Annotated in this window: 16 protein-coding genes; 10 read left to right on the plus strand and 6 right to left on the minus strand. The window is 40.5% G+C overall.

Going from position 1 to position 20,007, the window contains the following annotated elements:
- Nucleotides 1-49: 49 nt before the first annotated feature.
- From NLF99_RS16320 to NLF99_RS16330, 3 genes are read right to left on the minus strand one after another with little or no spacing between them, the layout of a single operon-like run.
- Nucleotides 50-526, minus strand: a complete 477-nt coding sequence (locus NLF99_RS16320; protein ID WP_185213344.1) for a nucleoside deaminase — start codon at nucleotides 524-526, stop codon at nucleotides 50-52.
- The gene (locus NLF99_RS16325; protein ID WP_185213343.1) at nucleotides 526-867 is read right to left on the minus strand and encodes a tRNA-binding protein; all 342 of its coding nucleotides are present in this window, start codon (nucleotides 865-867) and stop codon (nucleotides 526-528) included. The genes NLF99_RS16320 and NLF99_RS16325 overlap by 1 nt, the downstream gene beginning before the upstream one ends.
- A gap of 8 nt (nucleotides 868-875) precedes the next feature.
- Nucleotides 876-1,091 carry a hypothetical protein gene (locus tag NLF99_RS16330; RefSeq protein ID WP_185213342.1) on the minus strand — a complete coding sequence of 72 codons (216 nt, stop codon included), beginning with the start codon at nucleotides 1,089-1,091 and terminating at the stop codon, nucleotides 876-878.
- Between the two features lie 71 nt (nucleotides 1,092-1,162).
- Between NLF99_RS16330 and NLF99_RS16335 the strand changes: the two genes are divergently transcribed.
- The 6 genes from NLF99_RS16335 (at nucleotide 1,163) to NLF99_RS16360 (ending at nucleotide 10,195) form a co-directional block, all read left to right on the plus strand.
- On the plus strand, nucleotides 1,163-1,741 hold the full coding sequence (locus NLF99_RS16335; RefSeq protein ID WP_185213341.1) for a porin family protein: 579 nt from the start codon (nucleotides 1,163-1,165) through the stop codon (nucleotides 1,739-1,741).
- A 163-nt stretch (nucleotides 1,742-1,904) separates the two neighbouring features.
- Nucleotides 1,905-2,684 (plus strand): succinate dehydrogenase cytochrome b subunit, encoded by a 780-nt coding sequence (locus NLF99_RS16340; protein ID WP_185213340.1) that lies wholly within the window; start codon nucleotides 1,905-1,907, stop codon nucleotides 2,682-2,684.
- A gap of 49 nt (nucleotides 2,685-2,733) precedes the next feature.
- Nucleotides 2,734-4,668: a fumarate reductase/succinate dehydrogenase flavoprotein subunit gene (locus tag NLF99_RS16345; protein ID WP_185213339.1), complete on the plus strand. Its 1,935-nt coding sequence runs from the start codon at nucleotides 2,734-2,736 to the stop codon at nucleotides 4,666-4,668.
- Between the two features lie 46 nt (nucleotides 4,669-4,714).
- Entirely contained in the window at nucleotides 4,715-5,491 is a 777-nt protein-coding gene (locus tag NLF99_RS16350) for a succinate dehydrogenase/fumarate reductase iron-sulfur subunit (RefSeq protein WP_175486344.1), read from the plus strand.
- Nucleotides 5,492-5,575: 84 nt separating this feature from the next.
- A complete protein-coding gene (locus NLF99_RS16355) occupies nucleotides 5,576-9,328 on the plus strand; it encodes an ATP-binding protein (RefSeq protein WP_254529604.1) in 3,753 nt (1,250 codons plus the stop codon).
- A 648-nt stretch (nucleotides 9,329-9,976) separates the two neighbouring features.
- The gene (locus NLF99_RS16360) at nucleotides 9,977-10,195 is read left to right on the plus strand and encodes a hypothetical protein (protein ID WP_254529606.1); all 219 of its coding nucleotides are present in this window, start codon (nucleotides 9,977-9,979) and stop codon (nucleotides 10,193-10,195) included.
- A gap of 171 nt (nucleotides 10,196-10,366) precedes the next feature.
- Here the strand turns inward: NLF99_RS16360 and NLF99_RS16365 are convergent, their stop codons facing one another.
- From NLF99_RS16365 to NLF99_RS16375, 3 genes are all read right to left on the minus strand, one after another.
- Nucleotides 10,367-11,308 carry a hypothetical protein gene (locus tag NLF99_RS16365; protein ID WP_254529608.1) on the minus strand — a complete coding sequence of 314 codons (942 nt, stop codon included), beginning with the start codon at nucleotides 11,306-11,308 and terminating at the stop codon, nucleotides 10,367-10,369.
- A 108-nt stretch (nucleotides 11,309-11,416) separates the two neighbouring features.
- A complete protein-coding gene (gene gmd / locus NLF99_RS16370; protein WP_185213335.1) occupies nucleotides 11,417-12,568 on the minus strand; it encodes a GDP-mannose 4,6-dehydratase in 1,152 nt (383 codons plus the stop codon).
- Between the two features lie 141 nt (nucleotides 12,569-12,709).
- Entirely contained in the window at nucleotides 12,710-13,273 is a 564-nt protein-coding gene (locus NLF99_RS16375) for a lipocalin family protein (protein WP_185213334.1), read from the minus strand.
- Nucleotides 13,274-13,676: 403 nt separating this feature from the next.
- Here NLF99_RS16375 and NLF99_RS16380 point away from each other — a divergent pair, with 403 nt between their 5' ends.
- The 4 genes from NLF99_RS16380 (at nucleotide 13,677) to NLF99_RS16395 (ending at nucleotide 19,948) form a co-directional block, all read left to right on the plus strand.
- Nucleotides 13,677-14,594 carry a lysylphosphatidylglycerol synthase transmembrane domain-containing protein gene (locus NLF99_RS16380; RefSeq protein WP_254529610.1) on the plus strand — a complete coding sequence of 306 codons (918 nt, stop codon included), beginning with the start codon at nucleotides 13,677-13,679 and terminating at the stop codon, nucleotides 14,592-14,594.
- A 2-nt stretch (nucleotides 14,595-14,596) separates the two neighbouring features.
- A complete protein-coding gene (locus NLF99_RS16385; RefSeq protein WP_254529612.1) occupies nucleotides 14,597-15,307 on the plus strand; it encodes an SDR family oxidoreductase in 711 nt (236 codons plus the stop codon).
- A gap of 234 nt (nucleotides 15,308-15,541) precedes the next feature.
- Nucleotides 15,542-18,550, plus strand: coding sequence for a TonB-dependent receptor (locus NLF99_RS16390; protein ID WP_254529614.1), 3,009 nt, complete (start codon nucleotides 15,542-15,544; stop codon nucleotides 18,548-18,550).
- An 18-nt stretch (nucleotides 18,551-18,568) separates the two neighbouring features.
- The gene (locus tag NLF99_RS16395) at nucleotides 18,569-19,948 is read left to right on the plus strand and encodes a RagB/SusD family nutrient uptake outer membrane protein (protein ID WP_185213330.1); all 1,380 of its coding nucleotides are present in this window, start codon (nucleotides 18,569-18,571) and stop codon (nucleotides 19,946-19,948) included.
- The last annotated feature ends 59 nt before the right edge of the window (nucleotides 19,949-20,007 follow it).

A 20,007-nucleotide genomic window follows, 5' to 3' on the forward strand; every position in this document is an offset into this window, starting at 1 on the left:
ACAATTTAAGCGCGTTTTTGTTTCGTTTAGGCGCCAATTTGTGGATAACTCAACGTTTATTACGAAAAAAAGACATCATGAGTTCGGCACATTCCTTTTCCAGCACGCCCGACTGAATGATCGTCTTGGGATGGATGATTTTTTCATGGATACTGGAATAGCCTCTCTTTTCATCGCGGGCCCCGTAGACAATCTTGCTGATCTGGGTCCAATAGCTTGCACCGGCACACATTACACAGGGCTCAACAGTCACATAAAGGGTGCAATCCTTCAGATACTTTCCTCCGAGAAAGTTCGCCGCTGCCGTAAAGGCCTGCATTTCTGCATGGGCTGTTACATCATTCAACCTTTCGGTCATATTATAGCCCTTGCCAATGATCTTTCCATTGGACACAATGATGGCACCAATCGGGATTTCATCTTCCTCAAAGGCTTTCTTGGCAAGCTTCAAGGCTTCCTGCATATACTGCTCATCAAGACTGGGGATACCTTGTTGAGGATTTTCTTCGAAATTGTACACCTTCATTACTTCAGCTTTGCACCGTTCGGAACCTTTCGTTCCACGGTTGTCAAAATAATATCTCCATTCTCATCCTCGAATCCCGTTACCAAGCACTCGGACATAAAATTGGCAATCTGTTTTTTAGGGAAATTCACGACTGCCACCACTTGTTTACCAATGAGCTCTTCCTTGGAATACTGTGCAGTGATTTGGGCGGAGGACTTGCGGGTCCCGATCTCCTCACCAAAATCTACCAGCAATTGGTAGGCTGGCCTTCGGGCTTTTGGGAAATCAGAAACTTCCAATATTGTCCCTACCCGTAGATCCACCTGTTCAAACTCTTCCCAACTGATCAACTTCTCCATATCCTTCCTTATAGTCTATTTGACTCCAGGTCGGTCAATTCTTTGGAAAGGGTAAACACGACATAGTCTACATTACGGTTCAATCTTTTGGCAAGACGTTTCAAAAGTTCTTCCTCTTGGCCTGGACTGTATTGCAAGTCTTCTTCGGAAAGAGTGTTATATTTTCTTTTCAGTTTTAGTTTTAATATGGGCCATTCTTCGGCACTGATCTTGAAATTATACATATTAATATGCGCTTATTGAATAAAAACTACTAATTTAGTGTTTGGAATTAGTAAATATATAAATTTTTGATATGAAAAAAATCTTACTTGGATTAGCTGCCTTATTCTTATGCGTTCAGGCAACGCAAGCACAATTATTACCGAGCTTAAAGTTGGGTATTAAGGGCGCAGTAAACTTTTCGAGCTTGAAATCGGATGGTTCATGGTTGAATTCAGATACAAAAGCTGGATTCCAAGCAGGTATTTGGGGACGTGTAGGTGTTGCAGGTTTCCACGTTCAGCCGGAGTTGTACTATACGCAGAAAAAAGCTGGATATGAAACTGAAGATGGAACAAACAGTGAAGCAACCTTCAAGAGTGTTGATTTACCAGTTCTTTTAGGTACTAGAATTGGCTTAGGTCCAATCGGCGTACGTATCCAGGCAGGTCCAGTATTTTCATTCGCTCATGAGGGAGATATCAAATCGGTAGCCAATACAGATGCTTACAAAAAATCATCGACTGGAATCATCGGAGGTGTTGGTGCTGACATCAGCAAATTCACTGTTGACTTGAGATATGAACATGGCTTGAGTAATATGAGCAAAGATAATGCGCACAAGCAAAAGATCAGTATGTGGTCAATTGGAGTGGGTTACTCTTTCTTGTAAGCTCTTAATAATAAAAAGTTTTTGGCCTGATTTGATAAAAATCGGGCCTTATTTTTTGGCGAAAATTAGAACCATTCTAAATTAGGTCTTTTTTATACATAAATCTCATTTATATGTCATCAAATAGATAGATTTGCGTACTTAAATTAAATTCATAGTAATAATGAGTAAATCAAAGCCAGTATTAACATCTTCACTAGGGAAGAAACTAATCATGAGCTTGACGGGATTGTTCTTATGTACTTTCTTGATAGTTCACTTGATCGGTAACTTACAACTATTTAAAGATGATGCGGGGTATGCGTTTAACAATTACGCTTATTTCATGACCCATTTTACCCCGATTAAAGTAGTATCATACCTACTTTATCTTTCTATCATTGTTCACGCGGTTTATGCTCTTATCCTAACTACAAAGAACAAAGCAGCACGTCCTATTGGTTACAACCAGTATGATGGAAACGCAAACAGCGCTTGGAATTCTCGTAACATGGGAATCTTGGGTACTGTTTTACTAATTTTCATTGTTACACACATGCAAAACTTCTGGTTTCAGTACAAATTTGGAACTACTCCTTACGTAGAGTACCGTACTGAAATCTCAACGGGTAACCAAGAGGTTTTACAGTTAGACGATATTCCTTCAGATTACATCGGGTATGTTCAATACGAAGACGCTGGATTTGAAGTAGTTAAATCTAAAGATTTATACAGACAAGTGGCCGTTACTTTCCAAAACCCTTTATTGGTTGGATTGTACCTTTTAGGAATGGCAGCATTAGCTTTCCACTTGATCCACGGTTTCCAATCTGCATTCCAAACGATTGGTTTCAACCACAGACGTTACAAAGGCATCATTAAAACAATCGGAATATGGGTATTCGGAATTATTATTCCAATCCTATTCGCGTCTATGCCATTGTATTTTTATTTTGTTAAATAGGTTATTTACAGATTACGCAATAGCAAGATCTTATAAATAAATAAAGGATATGTTAGATTCAAGAGTACCTTCAGGCCCTTTGGCCGAAAAATGGTCAAAACATAAATTTGAGATGAAGCTGGTCAACCCAGCCAACAAGCGTAAGTTTACCATTATCGTTGTTGGTACAGGTTTGGCAGGAGCATCTGCTGCCGCTGCATTAGCAGAATTAGGCTACAACGTTAAAACATTCTGTTATCAGGACTCTCCAAGACGTGCGCACTCTATTGCTGCACAAGGGGGTATTAACGCTGCGAAAAACTATCAAAACGACGGTGACTCAGTTTACCGTCTATTCTATGATACGATCAAGGGTGGTGACTACCGCGCTCGTGAGGCAAACGTATACCGTTTGGCTGAAGTTTCGGTAAACATCATCGACCAATGTGTTGCTCAAGGTGTTCCTTTCGCACGTGAATATGGTGGTCTATTGGACAACCGTTCATTTGGTGGTGCACAGGTATCACGTACGTTCTACGCACGTGGTCAAACGGGACAACAATTATTGCTAGGTGCTTATTCAGCGCTTAACCGCCAGATTGAAGCTGGTAAAGTAAAATCCTACACTCGTCACGAAATGCTAGATTTAGTAAAGATCGATGGCGAAGCTAGAGGTATCATTACACGTGACCTTATCACCGGTGAGATCGAAGCTCACGAAGGTCATGCGGTATTATTATGTACTGGTGGATACGGAAACGTATTTTTCCTTTCTACAAATGCAATGGGCTGTAACGTAACGGCTGCATGGAGAGCGCACAAACGTGGAGCTTTCTTTGCTAACCCTTGTTATACACAGATCCACCCTACTTGTATCCCAGTTACCGGTGACCATCAATCCAAATTGACTTTGATGTCAGAGTCCTTGCGTAATGATGGCCGAGTATGGGTTCCAAAGACAATTGAATTGGCAGAGAAACTTCGTAAAGGAGAATTGAAGCCTAAAGATATCAAAGAAGACGATCGCGATTACTTCTTGGAAAGAAAATACCCTTCATTCGGTAACTTGGTACCCCGTGACGTGGCTTCACGTAACGCTAAGGAAATGGTTGACGAAGGACGTGGTGTTGGTAAAACTGGAGTAGCGGTATTCCTGGACTTCGCTGAAGCGATCCAACGTTTAGGAAAAGATGTAGTCGAAGCTAAGTATGGTAACTTATTCGACATGTATTACCAAATTACTGACGAAAACCCATACGAGCAACCAATGCGTATCTACCCTGCGGTTCACTATACCATGGGTGGTGTTTGGGTTGACTACAACTTGATGACAACGGTACCAGGTTTATACTGTTTAGGAGAGGCTAACTTCTCTGATCACGGTGCTAACCGTCTAGGTGCTTCGGCATTGATGCAAGGTCTTTCTGATGGTTACTTCGTAATCCCTTACACTGTAGGTGATTACTTAGCGAAAATCGGAAACTTCAAACCTGTTGACAAAAACAATCCTGCATTCGAGCAAACCCGTAAAGAGGTTGAAGAAAGAATCAACAAGTTATTGGCCCTTAAGGGTAGCAAAACGGTTGATGACATCCACAAGAAATTAGGCCACATCATGTGGGAATACTGTGGAATGGCTCGTACAGCAGAAGGATTGGAAAAAGCAAAAGGCTTGATCCAAGATCTTCGCAAAGAGTTCTGGACTGACACGAAAGTATTGGGACAAAACGAAGAGTTGAACATGTCCCTAGAAAAAGCTGGCCGTGTTGCAGACTTTTTGGAATTAGGAGAATTAATGGTTGACGATGCTTTGAACAGAAATGAGTCTTGTGGTGGTCACTTTAGAGTGGAATCACAAACTGAAGAAGGAGAAGCAAAACGTAATGATGATGAATATGCATATGTTGCAGCTTGGCAATACAATGGTGATAACCAACCAGAGATCTTGCACAAGGAATCATTGGTATTCGAAAACGTTAAGTTAACACAAAGAAGTTATAAATAAGCCAAAGGGCTTCCTGTGAAGCCTTTTGCTACTCAAAAATATTATCATGAGTGCACATATGAATTTAACGCTAAAAGTTTGGCGTCAGAAAAACTCAAATGACAAAGGACAATTCGTGACTATCCAAGCTAAGGACATCGCTGATGATATGTCTTTCCTAGAAATGCTGGATGTGGTAAACGAAGACCTAACTCGTCAAGGGGAAGATCCTATCTATTTCGACCATGACTGTCGTGAAGGTATCTGTGGAATGTGCTCCTTAGTTATCAACGGACGTCCTCATGGGCCAAAATACGGTATTACAACTTGTCAGCTGCATATGCGTTCTTTCCACGATGGCCAAACTATCGTGATTGAACCATGGAGAGCTGCTGCATTCCCTGTATTGAAAGATTTAGCTGTTGATAGAACATCATTTGACAGAATCCAACAAGCAGGTGGTTATATCAACATCAACACTGGTGGACCGCAGGATGCCAACAATATCTTGATCCCTAAGCGTATCGCTGATGAGGCTTTCGAATCGGCAACCTGTATCGGATGTGGAGCGTGTGTTGCTGCATGTAAAAATGCTTCAGCTATGCTATTCGTATCGGCTAAGATTTCACAATTCGCATTATTGCCGCAAGGTCAGACTGAACGCTATGAACGTGCTCAGGCAATGGTTGACCAAATGGACGCAGAAGGTTTCGGTAACTGTACAAATACTGGAGCTTGTGAAGCGGAATGTCCAAAAGGCATTAAATTAACAAACATCGCAAGAATGAACCGTGAGTATTTTACGGCGAAATTCTTCCGTCAAGAAGACGTTCACCAACACTAAGGTTGAATTTCTCTATAAAACTCCTCGTAAAATTATTTGCGAGGAGTTTTTTATTTATATTTACCCATTAGTAAAATCAGATAAATGGGTAATAAAATAAGAATCCTCTTACTAATCCTAACTGTATCTTTCCTCGCTACCGCCATCATGATCAACAAAATGGTAACCAAGGAAGATATGTTGGAATTGGATACTAGAACTCTTTCAAATAACATTCATCAATACGAAGACATTGTAGACGAGCTGTGGGCAGATTCTAATCTCATGAAAGCCTTCGTCAATGTTGAGGTCTACCCTACCCAAGTCCTAGATGTAGCCAAGAAATACGGCGACAAATACAAGATCTTCTTTTATATCTATAAGGACCATAAACCCATATTCTGGAGCAACAATATCTATGTTCCCCTTACGGATGGCGGCATCCAATCGGATGTGGTCTTTATACAGGAAGACAATCGATCCTTTATCCTCAAACGGAAGACATTAACCTCCAATACTTCTGTCCTCGCACTAATCCCTGTAAAGACCAATTTCTCGATTACCAATGAATATCTCGTCAATCATTTCTTCAATGAGCTCATTGCCACCAACAATCTGACCATTGCAGACTATACGGATACAGAGAACATAAAAAACATCTATAGCAAGACAGGGGCCTATTTATTCTCGGTTAAGCTAAATCAAGGGAAGCATGACAATATTTTTATGGATATCCAATTTATGTGTTGGGTATTCGCTTCGATCTGTTTCCTGATCTTGGTCAATAATATCTGTCTAATGATTGCAAAGAATGGCAGACCCTGGTTTTCACTTGCCTTCTTTACCTTTACTTTGATCCTGACCCGGTATGTGGATCTAAACACAAACTGGCTGGCATCCTCATCAAGCATTGGACTATTTGACCCTAAATATTACGCTTACAGTCCACTCCTTCCTAATCTCTGGGGTTTCTTTATGACCACCCTATTGGTAGGCTGGCTGGTTTTTTATTTCAGGGTTATCCAACCTTACCTTAGGATCCCATTGAAGAAACTGACTGGAAACCTAGCGACCATTACTGCCTTGCTTTCAATTTTGGGGATCTACCTGATCAGCAACTTACTGTTTTTCCATCTTTCTACCCTGATTACGAACAGTACCGCGGTAACATTGGACCTGACCAATTTACTTTCCTTTAACTCCTACAGCTGGTTGAACATCTTGATCATGTGTATCAACATGGTTATCCTGCTCTATTTCATAGATACGGTTGTCAATATCTTAAAGTCAATCCTACCGAATACAACATCCTTTCTGAACATTCAATTGATTGCTTTGGTTACAGCGATCATCTTGAATGCCATTTTTGTTGGCGACAATACCTTCTTTAACATCTTCTTGGCGGGCATCATCATGCTAAGGGCCTATAGTAAACTGAAGGTAAACCTGGCCATGTCCACTTTTATCCTTACCCTGGTTTTTCTAGCGTTCATGACCACCTCCGTCTACACCAGAAGCTTGGAGTCAAAGGTAGAAAGGGAAATGAAGGTGACGGTAAATCAGTTGGAAGCAGAGGACGACCTAAATGCCACCGCCTTGTTTGTGGATCTGGAAAGGAAGATAACAGCTGACGAAGGATTGCGACAATCTTTCGCCATCAGCTTGCCAAACACGCAGATTGACATTATCAATGAATATATCAAGAACACCTATTTCAGTGGTTACCTTTCGAAATTTGAGTTCAACGGTTATTATTATTACAATGACCAGGCCTTAGGCAACTATGAGAACAATAAAATCGATGAATACAGGGAGAAGGTAATCAATAAGTCCACCAAGGTTCAACAGACAGAACATTTCTACCGTGTCCGTAGTGACTTGGGAACCCATGAATATTTCCTGCAATTTGATATACCAGTCGATACGACCGAAGACCGTGTGGTCCAAGTATTCATCAACCTCAAGAACAGGGCCTATGGCACGACCATGCCTTATCCAGAGATCCTTTCGGATAGCAAGGTGGAATTTATCAGGAACTACCAGAGCAATGCAACCTCCTTTGCACTATATCGTGATGGAGCATTGGTCACCCAAAATGGTTCATTCACCTACCCCAACAAGGATGATGCCTTTGGCGGGAAGGTACAGCAATACATAACAAGGGATGACTATAATGGCTACTTTAACCTGGTCTATAAACCGGATCCTAATACCACCCTTGTGGTCAGCACTCCGCAGCTAAGCTTATGGCAGTCTGTCGCGGTGTTCTCCTTCCTATTCCTATGCCTGTACATCTATTTCCTGATATTCGATGGTATCAAATATTTCTTTAGTACCATTACACAGAAATCATTCAATTTCCGAAGTATCAAATACCACTTCAAATTATTGATAAACCGTATCCAGTATAGTACGCGTATTCAGACCATGATCATTGGTGTCGTGATCTTTGCGATCGTAATCTCTGGATTTATTTCCTTTATCAGTATTTCGGGTCAATTGGAAAAATCGAAGGTGCAGCAACGTCTAGGGTATATCATGGATGTAGTAAAAAAGATTGAGAACAAGATCCAATCTTCCGATAACCTATCCGAGGCTGAAATACAGGACTTTGTAAAGAATTTCTCCGAAACCTCGGTCACTGACATCAACCTCTATAACAAAAACGGAAAGTTGATCTTTACCTCCCAACCCAAGATCTATGATATGGGATTGGTTTCAAGGTTTATTAATCCGATCGCGTTCAATAACCTGAACGTTCTCAAAAAAACGGATTCCTTTATCAAGGAGAATGTTGTGACCTTTGAATACAATTCAAGTTATGCAACTATTAAAAACAATGAATACAACAATATCCTCTTCTTAAATATTCCATACTTTACATCCGTAGAGGAAGAAAATGAAAGCCAAAACTTATTGTTGAATACCCTCTTGAATATCTATACCATCATTATCCTAGGGTTAGGTTTCTTAACGGTCATGGTTGCCAACTCCATTACCAAACCATTGAGCTTGATCGGTAAAAAGCTTTCCCAAACGATCTTCAGCAATAAACCAAACGAACCATTGTACTGGGAGCGTGATGATGAAATCGGCGCCTTGGTCAAGGAATACAATTTTATGATCGTGAAGCTGGAGGAAAATGCCAAACAGTTGATGAATGCTGAACGGGAATATGCTTGGCGCGAGATGGCTAAACAGATTGCACATGAAATCAAGAATCCATTGACTCCAATGAAATTGGGGATCCAACAATTGACACGTAGTTATACGGAGGATGACCCGAGGTTTGAAGAACGGTTCTTTAGGATTTCAAATTCCTTTATTGAACAGATCAACAGCTTGAGCAAGATTGCTACTGAGTTTTCAAATTTTGCCAAGTTACCAGATACCAATTTAGCAAAGATAAACCTGATCGAAAAGATCAATAAATCTGCGAACGTCTACCATAACAACCATAATACGTACATTAAGATTATCAATAACACAGATGATGAGAATGTTTATGTTTTGGGAGATAGGGATCAACTGCTGAGGACCTTCAATAACTTGATCAAAAACTCCATTGAAGCATCGATTGGAAGAAAAAAACATCTGATCAGCATCTTGATCGAGCATTTGGACCAAAAGAAAGTCAAGATTATCGTGAAAGATAATGGGATGGGCATTCCGGCCGATGTGATTCCAAAGATATTCCAACCAAACTTTACAACGAAAAGCTCCGGGACAGGACTTGGATTGGCCTTTGTTAAGAAAACCGTCGAGTCCATGAATGGAGACATCTCCTTTGTGACTTTTGAAGGCATAGGAACGACTTTCACTATTATCCTACCTCTTTATGAGGAAGAAGATAAATAAAGGTTTAAAAGCCAAGAAACGGCTGTTTTGGAAAGGGCTATGGTTCGCTTCTGATGAGAGCTTTGGAAATAAAAGCTTTTGTTGGGATGAAGGCTTTTTCTACACCCTCTTTGTGTCACCTTGAAGGGTCTCGGAACTATTCATGCTTCATTTAAAATAGCTTCCTCATCTTACGATTTTGGAATGATAGCAATCCTTAAAAAAAATAGATTCTTCGTTTCACGCTGAACCCCTCTTTAGCGTATTTTGATTCTGACCGTTCAGTGAAGAATCTGTACGGATCTCCCCTTCATGACCTTGTAATTCTACATCGAAGATTGAGGACCTGTTCGCCAATGTAAATTATTGTAGATTGAAGAACCGTGCGCCAATGCAATGTGTTTTCAAATGGATTTTGCATGGTTCCGAGATTCTTCGTTCCTCAGAATGACCCCAAAAAGGGATTAAAAATGGAAAAAATATTTCACCCACACTGTGGGTTATCCGATTAACGATTAGAATCTCTACAAAGATTCCACCCCTTCCAGGGGTTCCCAATTTATACAAACATACATCCTTCCGAAGGAAGCACTTTAGCCACCGGCTCATTCCCAGTGGCGGAAAAATGGATAGAATGCCGTCGACTTGTGCGATGGGATTGGCCTTGGAATGCTTTCAGAAGATCATCCCATCAAAAGGGATGATCTTCTGAAAGATATTCCCGACAACAAGGCATTCTATCCATGTGCGCTGGATTTTGCGAAAAGCCAGCTTAAATGGGCCGAAGCGTTACGGATTCGAGTTGTTTTTGGTATCCGTGAGCTCCTACGTCGGTTTGGTTACTTTTGGGCTTCAAAAGTAACGAAGAATCTAAATTTCTTTTCCTAATTTAATGACATTGCCCTTCGGGGAACCTTCTCAATGTGACACCGGAAAGGGGAACCAATACAATCATTAAATCTTACGATTCACCAAGCCGCTCCATTGGCACTCATCCACAAAAAACAAAAAAGGAGCTGAATATTCAGCTCCTTTCTTGTGTTTATATAATAACCTTTTTTATTTCAATACAACTGAGGAACGACCCATTATGGCATCATCCGCATAAAGCAATACCGTGTATGCTCCTTTTTGGAATTTGTGATTAGGATCAGACCACATAAATTGATATTCTTGACCGTTATTATTGAATTCAATGTTTTCTTTGAATGTATATTGTAATTTTTCACCATGCACCAAGAACAAATCCTCCGAGTTGGCAATTAGGTTACCTTTAGGGTTGATAATCCTAACATATACTTCCTTTTTCCCCATTGCCGCCAAAGGATTGTCCGCAACGGTAAAGTTGATCTGAAGTTTATCAATACGCTTAGCTTTATTTTCATTTTCTAAAGAGCCATTTCTTTTCTCTTCGATCCCGATGATATGTACATTGGATACTTTGATAGAAGAAGCTTTGGCAATTTTATCGGTAAGCGCATTTTTTTCCGTTACGAGCGTAGCAGCTTTTGCCTCGGAATCTTTGACTTGCTTATTGAGGTCTGAGTTCGTTTCTGCCAACAGCTGATTTTTGATCTTCAAGGCCGTGACATCATCCTTCATTTTTGAAACCTGATCTTTCAACAAAGAAACATCAGCTTTGGCAGCCTCTATCTGAGGGCCTGTGATTTCATTGTTTTCGAGTCCTTTTCGTAAATCTTCAATCTTTTGCCTAGCGGACTGTTCTGCTGCCACCAAAGCGGCAGTACTGGTAATACCTTCAGATTTGATATTATCAAGTTCGGCCTCGATACGGTCTATTTCAATCTGTAAATTTTCTTTCTGAAGAGTCACTGTGTACAGTTTTTCACCAGAAGATTTATATTTTACATAGAAATATATATTGGTGGCCAAAAGGGCTGCAATTGCAATCACGAAAAAGTAGATCTTAGAATTATCCCTTTTTACTACAGGGGCGACTTGCGCTTCTTTTGTATCTATCTTGTTAACGTCTGTTTTCATTTTCCATTATCTCCATTGAACTGTTAAGTGGGGAGACACTAAACAATTACAAAATGAATATTTAATATTTATTTAACTTTCGGAAGCAAATATTGTTCCAAGTTGCTGCTATTCAAAATAATTTAAGATATCAAAGCCCCCTTTTTTGAGATATTCCTCTCTTTGCATAAGTTTGAGGTCAGAGAGTACCATTTCATTCACCAACATTTCAAGGTCGTATTTGGGTTTCCAACCTAATTTGTTGTTTGCCTTACTCGGATCACCAATCAATAGATCGACCTCCGTAGGGCGATAATAAGCAGGATCTACTTTTACAATAGTTTGACCTAGCTTAATTTTCTCAGGATCAAGACCTAGCTCTTTCAATCTTTCGTTATCACGATCAATAATAACGCCTTTCTCAGCTTCTGCTTTACCGGAGAATTCCACTTCAATCCCTAGCTCAGCAAAGGCCATCCTGACAAATTCACGTACCGTAGTCGTCACACCGGTAGCTATAACAAAGTCTTCAGCCTTATCCTGTTGCAAGATCAGCCACATGGCTTCAACATAATCTTTGGCATGTCCCCAATCACGTTGCGCAGAGAGGTTGCCTAAGTAAAGTTTATCCTGAAGACCTAATGCAATTTTCGCAGCAGCACGGGTAATCTTTCTAGTCACGAAAGTTTCTCCCCGCACAGGGCTTTCATGATTAAAAAGGATACCATTGCAGGCATACATATTATATGCTTCGCGGTAGTTCACCGTAATCCAATAGCCATAAAGTTTTGCAACGGCATATGGACTTCTTGGATAAAATGGAGTGGTTTCACTTTGAGGAACAGCCTGAACTAGCCCATAAAGCTCCGATGTAGAAGCTTGATAGATACGGGTATGTTCTGTCAATCCTAGCAAACGGACAGCCTCAAGGATCCTTAGCGTTCCAAGTCCATCGGCATTTGCAGTATATTCTGGGGTATCAAAGCTCACTTTAACATGGGATTGTGCAGCGAGGTTATAAATTTCAGTAGGTTTCGTTTCTTGAATGATCCGGATCAGGTTGGTTGAATCCGTAAGATCGCCATAATGCAGGACGAAATTACGTCCTAATTGGTGCGGATCTTGGTACAAATGGTCGATACGGTCGGTATTAAACAAAGAACTTCTTCTTTTCAATCCATGCACGACATAGCCTTTTTTTAATAAAAACTCTGCTAAATATGCTCCGTCCTGTCCGGTAATACCGGTAATGAGAGCAACTTTATTACTTTCTTGACTCATTCTGATTGTTATAACTTGACAAATATAGAGATTTCAGACAAACGATTGAGAAAAACCTTACCGAAACCTGATAAAATGGCTTGCATAAAAAAAGCCGTAGATTTCGCTACGGCTTACATTCAAAAAATTCTTTTTGTGGAATTATTCTCCGGCTCTACTAAATTTAAGAACCAAGTTTCCAGTTTTACCGTCATTCAAATCTACCGGCAAACGCATCTCCAAGGAGTTTTCATCAGCATAAGACAAATCCAAACGGTAACCACTTGTTACGTTAGAAGCTTTGTCTCCAGCATAGATTTTCTTGAATTGGAATGCAGGCTGACCACCTGTTTTACCGGGATTGAAGATAGACCAAACAATGGTACGTACAGTTCCACTAGCACATAGGTTTCCATCCGCATTAAAGGTGATGCTTCCTCTTTGGTTTCCGCCAGGAAGGTTCCATAGCGAACCGATGAAACAATCAACCGGTGCTTCATCAAACATATTTTTAACGGTATAGCTGCTTGGGATGTTTTCGCGGGTCACGGAATTCAATGTCCATGTTCCTTTTACTCCCGAACGCCATTGTGATGCCGATGGGCCTGTAGCAGAAACAGTTCCTGATTCAGTACCACCTGTAGCGCCTTTTCTTGGTGCTCCACAACTACCTAAAACCAACAAAGCTGTTAGTAAAGATAAAAACGAAATAATACGTTTATGCATATTACAAATTTTAAAATAGTATAATAAATGTATATTAGTAAACAAAAAACTCAATTTTCATTGATGAACAACACTTCCAAAAATCATACCATAAGCAAAATTGTAGCCAAGGCTATTCTTCGTTTGATGATGATTGTTTTAATTGTCGGAATTGTATTCGCTTTTAGCAAAGATGCTAAAATACTGGATAATATTTCTTTAAATTTCCCAAACAAATGGGCTATATTTGCTCCCATTTCCTTATTCATTATCTTTATCATTTTGATGTTCATGATGTTAAAGGAAAAATACAGACGGATTGATTTGAATTGGTTATTCAGCTTGTGTGGAGGATTTCTGCTGATTTACCTGATTTTATTCTATTCCCGCATTTACCCGATGCTATAATTACAGCAAAAATTAAATGGAAAAATCAAAGATTTGGGAAATCGCAAAAAACATCCTAAAGGTACTGATCACAGCGGGTGCTCTGTATTGGGTTTCTACAAAAATATCATTCAAGGACCTTACTGAGGTATTAAAAGACAGTAATCCCCTATACGTATTCTTTGCCCTGTTGGCATATATATGCTCCATTTTAGTAGCATCCTCACGGTTGAACTCTTTCTTTAAAGCGATAGGACTCAAATTGACCGAACGCTATAATTTTAGACTCTATCAATTAGGCCTGCTCTATAATTTCTTTCTACCTGGAGGAATTGGTGGAGATGGCTATAAGATCTTTTTCTTAAAGAAGAATTTCCAGATTTCTCGTCGGCAGGTATTGGGCGCAGTTTTTTTTGATAGGTTATCGGGTCTTTGGGCCTTAAGTATCATCACCGGTGCCCTGATTATCTTCATGCCAAGGTTAGCCATACCAAATGCTGTTACCATAGCAGTCCTTTTTATAGGAACTATCAGCTACCTGTATGTGCTCCGTCTATTCTTCAAGCAGTTCCTTAAGAATTTTATCACGACCCATTTTAAGGCCTTATGTGTTCAGGGTTTTCAAACCTTGACCGCAACCTTCATATTATTGGCCATGAACTTTGATGGCAAGTTCTCACCCTACCTATTGATCTTTATGGTCTCTCAATTGGTGGCTATTGTACCTTCCATTGGGGGAGCGATCGGATTAAGGGAATCTGTCATATTCAGTTTGGCAACCTACCTTAAATTGGACCCACATATCGCGGTAACCATTAGTCTGATATTCTATATCATATCTTTATTGGTTGCCTCAAGTGGTATATACTATATATTCAGGCCACAACGATTGGGAGCAGATAAATTACCATCTGCAAAAGAAGTAGAGGAAGAAATAGATAAAGAAGAGGAATAATAATGGCAAATATCATCATAACAGGCGCTAGCAGTGGAATAGGATTTGAAGCTGTGCTAGATTTGACCGCGAATAAGGAAAATAAGGTAATCGCCCTGGCGCGATCAGCAGATAAATTGAGGAAATTACATGAGATTGCGTCCTCATTGAACCATGATGGCGGAACACTCTATCCGGCACAATTTGACATTGTGTTTGACAATTATCCTGAATCTTTGGTCCCATTTATCCAATCCAAGTTTGACAAGGTTGATATCCTGATCAATAATGCAGGGGCGCTGATCAATAAGCCATTTTTGGAAACAAGCATGGAAGATGTTGCCCAGATGTTCCAATCCAACCTATTGGGGCATATACAGATGATTAAGCATATCGTTCCGATGATGAAAGAAGGAGGCCATATTGTCAACATCAGTAGTATGGGTGGGTTTCAAGGGTCTGCAAAATTCCCTGGCTTATCAGCATATTCCGCAAGCAAAGGGGCTTTGGCCATCTTAACGGAATGTTTAGCGGAAGAGTTAAAGGATAAAAATATTAAAGTGAATTGCCTAGCCTTAGGTTCATCACAGACTGAAATGTTTGAAGCAGCTTTCCCAGGTGTTGAGGCGGGAACCTTAGCTTTTGAAATGGGAAGATATGTCGCTGAGTTTGCCCAAAACGGACATAAATATTATAATGGAAAGATCCTTCCTGTTGCAAATACGACCCCTTAAATAAAAAAATACAAGAAATTAAAACGGCTATCATGGTACATGATAGCCGTTTTTTATTGTTTAAACATCGAATTGCTAAAATTAACTCCTCGCTTATAAAAGCGCTAATATTAAAAATATTGACTATCATTTATTTGATTATTAAATTTTTCTATATTTAATTTAATAATCAAAGCCTAAAGGAGTTAGAACAGCTCCTCAAGTGAACACTAATCACTAACTGAAACTTATTTTATGAAAAGAAAACTACTTTTTTTCTTATCGTTGTGTCTGATGCATTTCATTGCATTTGGACAAGACCAAACGATTACAGGAACAGTAACTGACGCTGTAACCAATCAGCCCATTTCTGGAGTTACCGTTCGTGCAGTTGGAAGCAACTCTGCAGCACAGACCGATGCTCAGGGACGCTATGAAATCGGTGTAAGTGCTTCTATCAAGGCCTTACATTACACTTTTGTTGGCTATAGCTCCCAACAGCTGAGCATCGACAACCGTAAAAACATCGATGTTCAATTGACACCTGCTGCTGCAGACCTGGAAGAGGTTGTGGTAGTGGGTTATGGTACTCAGATCAAAAAGGACATGACCGGATCGGTCGCCAGTGTAAAAATGTCTGATTTGGAAGATGTACCTCTACAAACTGTTGAAAGTGCCCTGCAAGGTCGCGCACCTGGGGTATTTGTCAACTCAAGCTCTGGAAAATTAGGACAGGCCCTACAGATCCGTGTTCGCGGTATTTCCTCGATCTCAGCAGGTACTCAACCTCTGTATGTCATCGATGGAGTGCCAATTATTTCTTCTGCCATGGGTACTTATGATGAACCAGATAACCCATTGGCAGCCATCAGTCCTGATGACATTGAATCCTTGGATGTATTAAAGGATGCTGCTGCTACAGCAATCTATGGTGCCAGAGGTTCGAACGGTGTAGTGATCATCACGACCAAAAAGGGTAAAGCTGGAAGGACAAAATTTGAGTTAGGCTACTTTGGGGGTTTCAGCGATCCAACCAAAAAGGGTGAATTCCTGAATGGAACCCAGTATAAGGAATTATTGGGCACTGCCCTGAACAATGGCGGATACATCGGAACCGGTGAAGACCAATATCCCACATTAGCTGAATTTTGGGAGGATTGGACCGGGTCGGATGATTGGGACAAAAACTACAACAGCAATTGGGTAGACGAAGGATTGAGAAGAGGTGGAATCCAACAATACAGCCTAAATGTATCTGGAGGGGATGAAAAAACAAGATTTATTGCTTCTGGAAGTTATAACGATAATAAAGGTGTTATTATCGGCAACCGCTTTGTAAGGACCTCCGGCCGTTTAGGTTTGGACCATTCGGCAAATTCCTGGCTAGATGTTGGCGGTACGATCAATATCAATAAAATTGACAACTACCGTGTTAGCAGTGACAATGCATTTTCAAACCCCTTACAATTAAATGCCCTTCCCCCTATCCAAGCGATCAGGGACGAGAATGGAGTATTGAACAATTATACTGTTTATTATAACAACCTGATTGATCTTGAAAATGGAAAAAACCTTTCAAACACCTACCGTACATTCGCAACGGCTTATGCCAGTGCTAAGATTACCCCTAACCTGATCTTCCGTTCGGAATATGGTATGGATTTCCAAAACCTGGAGGAAGAAATCTTTCTAGGATCAAGAACCCAAGATGGTGGTGATGTTGGAGGTTACGGCTGGAATTACCAAGCCCGCTCAATCAATTTCAATACCAACAATACCTTGAACTATAGCAAGACATTCAATGAAATCCATGGTTTCAGCGCGATGTTAGGTATGGCTTATCAAGAAGGGCAATTTAGATATACCATGGCAGAAGGTAAAGGTTTTCCTTCAGACCAATTCACTAAGATCATCAGTGCGGCGGTAAAATCAAACGCCAGTTCATCTGAGTCAAGGTTCTCTTTCCTATCTTACCTAGCGAGAGCTAACTACAAATTCAAGAACCGCTATTTATTGGAAGCGACCTTACGTATTGATGGGTCTTCCAGATTCGGTAAAGAATCTAGATATGGTTCCTTCCCAGCGGCTTCATTAGGTTGGGTGGTTTCTGAAGAGGACTTCTTAAAAGGCAACTCAACCTTATCATTCCTAAAACTGCGAGCAAGTTACGGTCGTACCGGTAATGCCGAGATTGATAACTTTGGACCAAGGACACTGTACACAGGTGCTAACTATGCCGGTGTTCCGGGAACTGTTCCATTGAGATTAGGCGATGAAAAACTGACTTGGGAAAACACATCTTCAAGCAACTTCGGTGTTGACTTTGGTTTCTTTAACGATAGATTATCTGGAACCATCGATGCTTATTTCAAGAAAACAACCGACCTATTATTGGATGTGCCTATTGAATCTACCAATGGATTCACGACCATCCTTCAGAACGTAGGTGATATGCAGAACCGCGGTATGGAGTTCGCATTGAATTCTAAAAACTTTGTTGGCGAATTTAAATGGAGTACTTCATTCAATATCTCCTTCAATAAAAACAAAATCTTAAAGTTGGTTGATGGGCAGCCTATCTATCCAGGAGGTCGCTATTTGGGTAGAATTGAAGAAGGTATGCCTTATGGTTTCTTTTACGGTAAGGCCTATGCTGGTGTAGATACTGAAAATGGTGATGCTTTATATTATTTGGACGCAAGTCAAACGACAACAACCAACGAATACTCGGAAGCTGCTGATCAATGGATTGGCGACCCTAACCCTAAGTTCTTTGGTGGTTTCGGAAACAACTTCTCCTATAGGAGCTTCGATCTAGCCATCCAGACGCAATTTGTTTATGGCAATGATATCTACAATGCTGCAGGAGGTTTCCAATCAACCAATGGTGATTACTTCGATAACCAGACTTTAGATCAAATGGACTATTGGAAGAAACCGGGCGATGTGACCATGATTCCGCAACCTCGTTTTGATGAAGGAAATGGAACAAGACCTTCTTCTCGCTATATTCAAGATGGTTCATACTTCCGTGTTAAAAATGTTGTCCTTGGTTATAACTTACCTTCTAGTATTGCCAACAAAGCTTATATGCAATCGGCTCGCATCTATGTTTCTGCTACTAACTTGTTGACTTTCACTAAATACAACGGTTATGACCCAGAGATCAACACGACCTTTGCCGGCAGGTATCAGCTAGGTACTGATTTTTATACAGCACCGCAGCCTAGAACGATCACATTTGGAGTTAACATTGGTTTTTAATCTTCTAAGCGAACTATCATGAACATCATAAAATATATTACAATTCCTGCTGTGGCAGTTGCACTGACCTTGGGATCATGCGGAAAAAAACTGGAGATTGAGCCTGTCGACGATATTTCGGCTGAAAAGGCACTTTCTACCCCTGCTGATGTAAACAATGCCCTCACCGGTGCTTATACCATTATCGCTGAAGGCGCATTATATGGAACGAACCTGGTTATGGTTCCGGATCTATTTGCCAGCCCTGGTTATTTAAACTGGACTGGATCCTTTTCAACTTATCGAGACATCTCGAATCAGAATATTATTGCAACCAATGAGGATGTTACCCGTACCTGGACCAATGCTTATCAGGCGATCAATGCCGCCAATACAGTCCTAGAAGCACTTCCTATCATCACTGATGAAGATATGAAGGCCCAAATTGAAGGTAAAGCTTATTTCATTCGTGGTATTATGTTCTTTGAACTTGTGCGTCTCTATGGCTTACCATATGAAGCAGGTGGAGCTAATTCAACCCCTGGTGTACCTATTCCCCTGAAAGCGGTTACTAAGTTTGAAGACCTGATCAAAGGGATTACGAGAAGCACAGTGACAGAGTCCTATGCACAGGCGGAAAAAGATTTATTGGCCTCCATCGCCAAATTAGCAGATTACCCTTCTGACCTAGCAGCCTCACAAGGGATGTTGGCACGTCTATATTTACAACAAGGCAAATATGACAAAGCCAGAGACCTAGCCAATGATATCATCGAAAGTGGAGAATATGAGCTATCTCCGACTTTGGAAGCTCCTTTCCGTACGCCAAATTCTTCTGAAGGCGTATTTGAGATTCAACAGAACGAACAAAGTAATGCTGGTTCTTCAAATGATGGATTAGCAACATTCTACTCTAGCTATTTGAACAATACAGGTGGAAAAGTTGGTCGTGGTGATTTGAGCATCTTGAACTCCTATTACAACACTTTTGATCCTACCGATAAACGCAGAACACAGATGATCTATGATGGCACTGGCGCCAAATCGGGTTGGTTTACCAAAAAATGGTACAATTATTTTGACAACATCCCAGTGGTTCGATTGACCGATTTGTATCTGATGCGCGCTGAATGTAACTTCAGATTGAGTACTGCCATCGGAGCCGATCCATTAGATGACATCAATGTCCTACGTGAAAGGGCTGGACTCGAAGATCTAGAAGATCTGACCTTGGACGCTATCTTATTGGAACGCAGTAAGGAATTGGCCTTTGAGGGTCACAGATTGCACGACCTGAAGAGAACAAAAAAGAATATTGGTTCTCTTCCGTACAATTCTCCGAAAATGGTATTCCCTATTCCATATAGAGAAATCTCAGTGAACCCTGCATTGGTACAGAATCCAGGTTATTCACAATAAAAGATTATATAAAAATAGCGGTCTAAATTAGACCGCTATTTTTATTAAATACCTATACT

This window comes from Sphingobacterium sp. LZ11T8 (assembly GCF_024261425.1).
Classification (GTDB): domain Bacteria; phylum Bacteroidota; class Bacteroidia; order Sphingobacteriales; family Sphingobacteriaceae; genus Sphingobacterium.

Bases quoted from the DNA above. Each gene is read 5' to 3' on its own strand.
- NLF99_RS16360 (WP_254529606.1), top strand. From the start codon at position 9,977: ATGCTTTCAGAAGATCATCCCATCAAAAGGGATGATCTTCTGAAAGAT.
- NLF99_RS16350 (WP_175486344.1), top strand. From the start codon at position 4,715: ATGAGTGCACATATGAATTTAACGCTAAAAGTTTGGCGTCAGAAAAAC.
- NLF99_RS16355 (WP_254529604.1), top strand. From the start codon at position 5,576: ATGGGTAATAAAATAAGAATCCTCTTACTAATCCTAACTGTATCTTTC.
- NLF99_RS16335 (WP_185213341.1), top strand. From the start codon at position 1,163: ATGAAAAAAATCTTACTTGGATTAGCTGCCTTATTCTTATGCGTTCAG.
- NLF99_RS16380 (WP_254529610.1), top strand. From the start codon at position 13,677: ATGGAAAAATCAAAGATTTGGGAAATCGCAAAAAACATCCTAAAGGTA.
- NLF99_RS16320 (WP_185213344.1), bottom strand. From the start codon at position 526: ATGAAGGTGTACAATTTCGAAGAAAATCCTCAACAAGGTATCCCCAGT.
- NLF99_RS16365 (WP_254529608.1), bottom strand. From the start codon at position 11,308: ATGAAAACAGACGTTAACAAGATAGATACAAAAGAAGCGCAAGTCGCC.
- NLF99_RS16385 (WP_254529612.1), top strand. From the start codon at position 14,597: ATGGCAAATATCATCATAACAGGCGCTAGCAGTGGAATAGGATTTGAA.
- NLF99_RS16390 (WP_254529614.1), top strand. From the start codon at position 15,542: ATGAAAAGAAAACTACTTTTTTTCTTATCGTTGTGTCTGATGCATTTC.
- NLF99_RS16375 (WP_185213334.1), bottom strand. From the start codon at position 13,273: ATGCATAAACGTATTATTTCGTTTTTATCTTTACTAACAGCTTTGTTG.
- NLF99_RS16330 (WP_185213342.1), bottom strand. From the start codon at position 1,091: ATGTATAATTTCAAGATCAGTGCCGAAGAATGGCCCATATTAAAACTA.
- NLF99_RS16395 (WP_185213330.1), top strand. From the start codon at position 18,569: ATGAACATCATAAAATATATTACAATTCCTGCTGTGGCAGTTGCACTG.
- NLF99_RS16325 (WP_185213343.1), bottom strand. From the start codon at position 867: ATGGAGAAGTTGATCAGTTGGGAAGAGTTTGAACAGGTGGATCTACGG.
- gmd (WP_185213335.1), bottom strand. From the start codon at position 12,568: ATGAGTCAAGAAAGTAATAAAGTTGCTCTCATTACCGGTATTACCGGA.
- NLF99_RS16340 (WP_185213340.1), top strand. From the start codon at position 1,905: ATGAGTAAATCAAAGCCAGTATTAACATCTTCACTAGGGAAGAAACTA.
- NLF99_RS16345 (WP_185213339.1), top strand. From the start codon at position 2,734: ATGTTAGATTCAAGAGTACCTTCAGGCCCTTTGGCCGAAAAATGGTCA.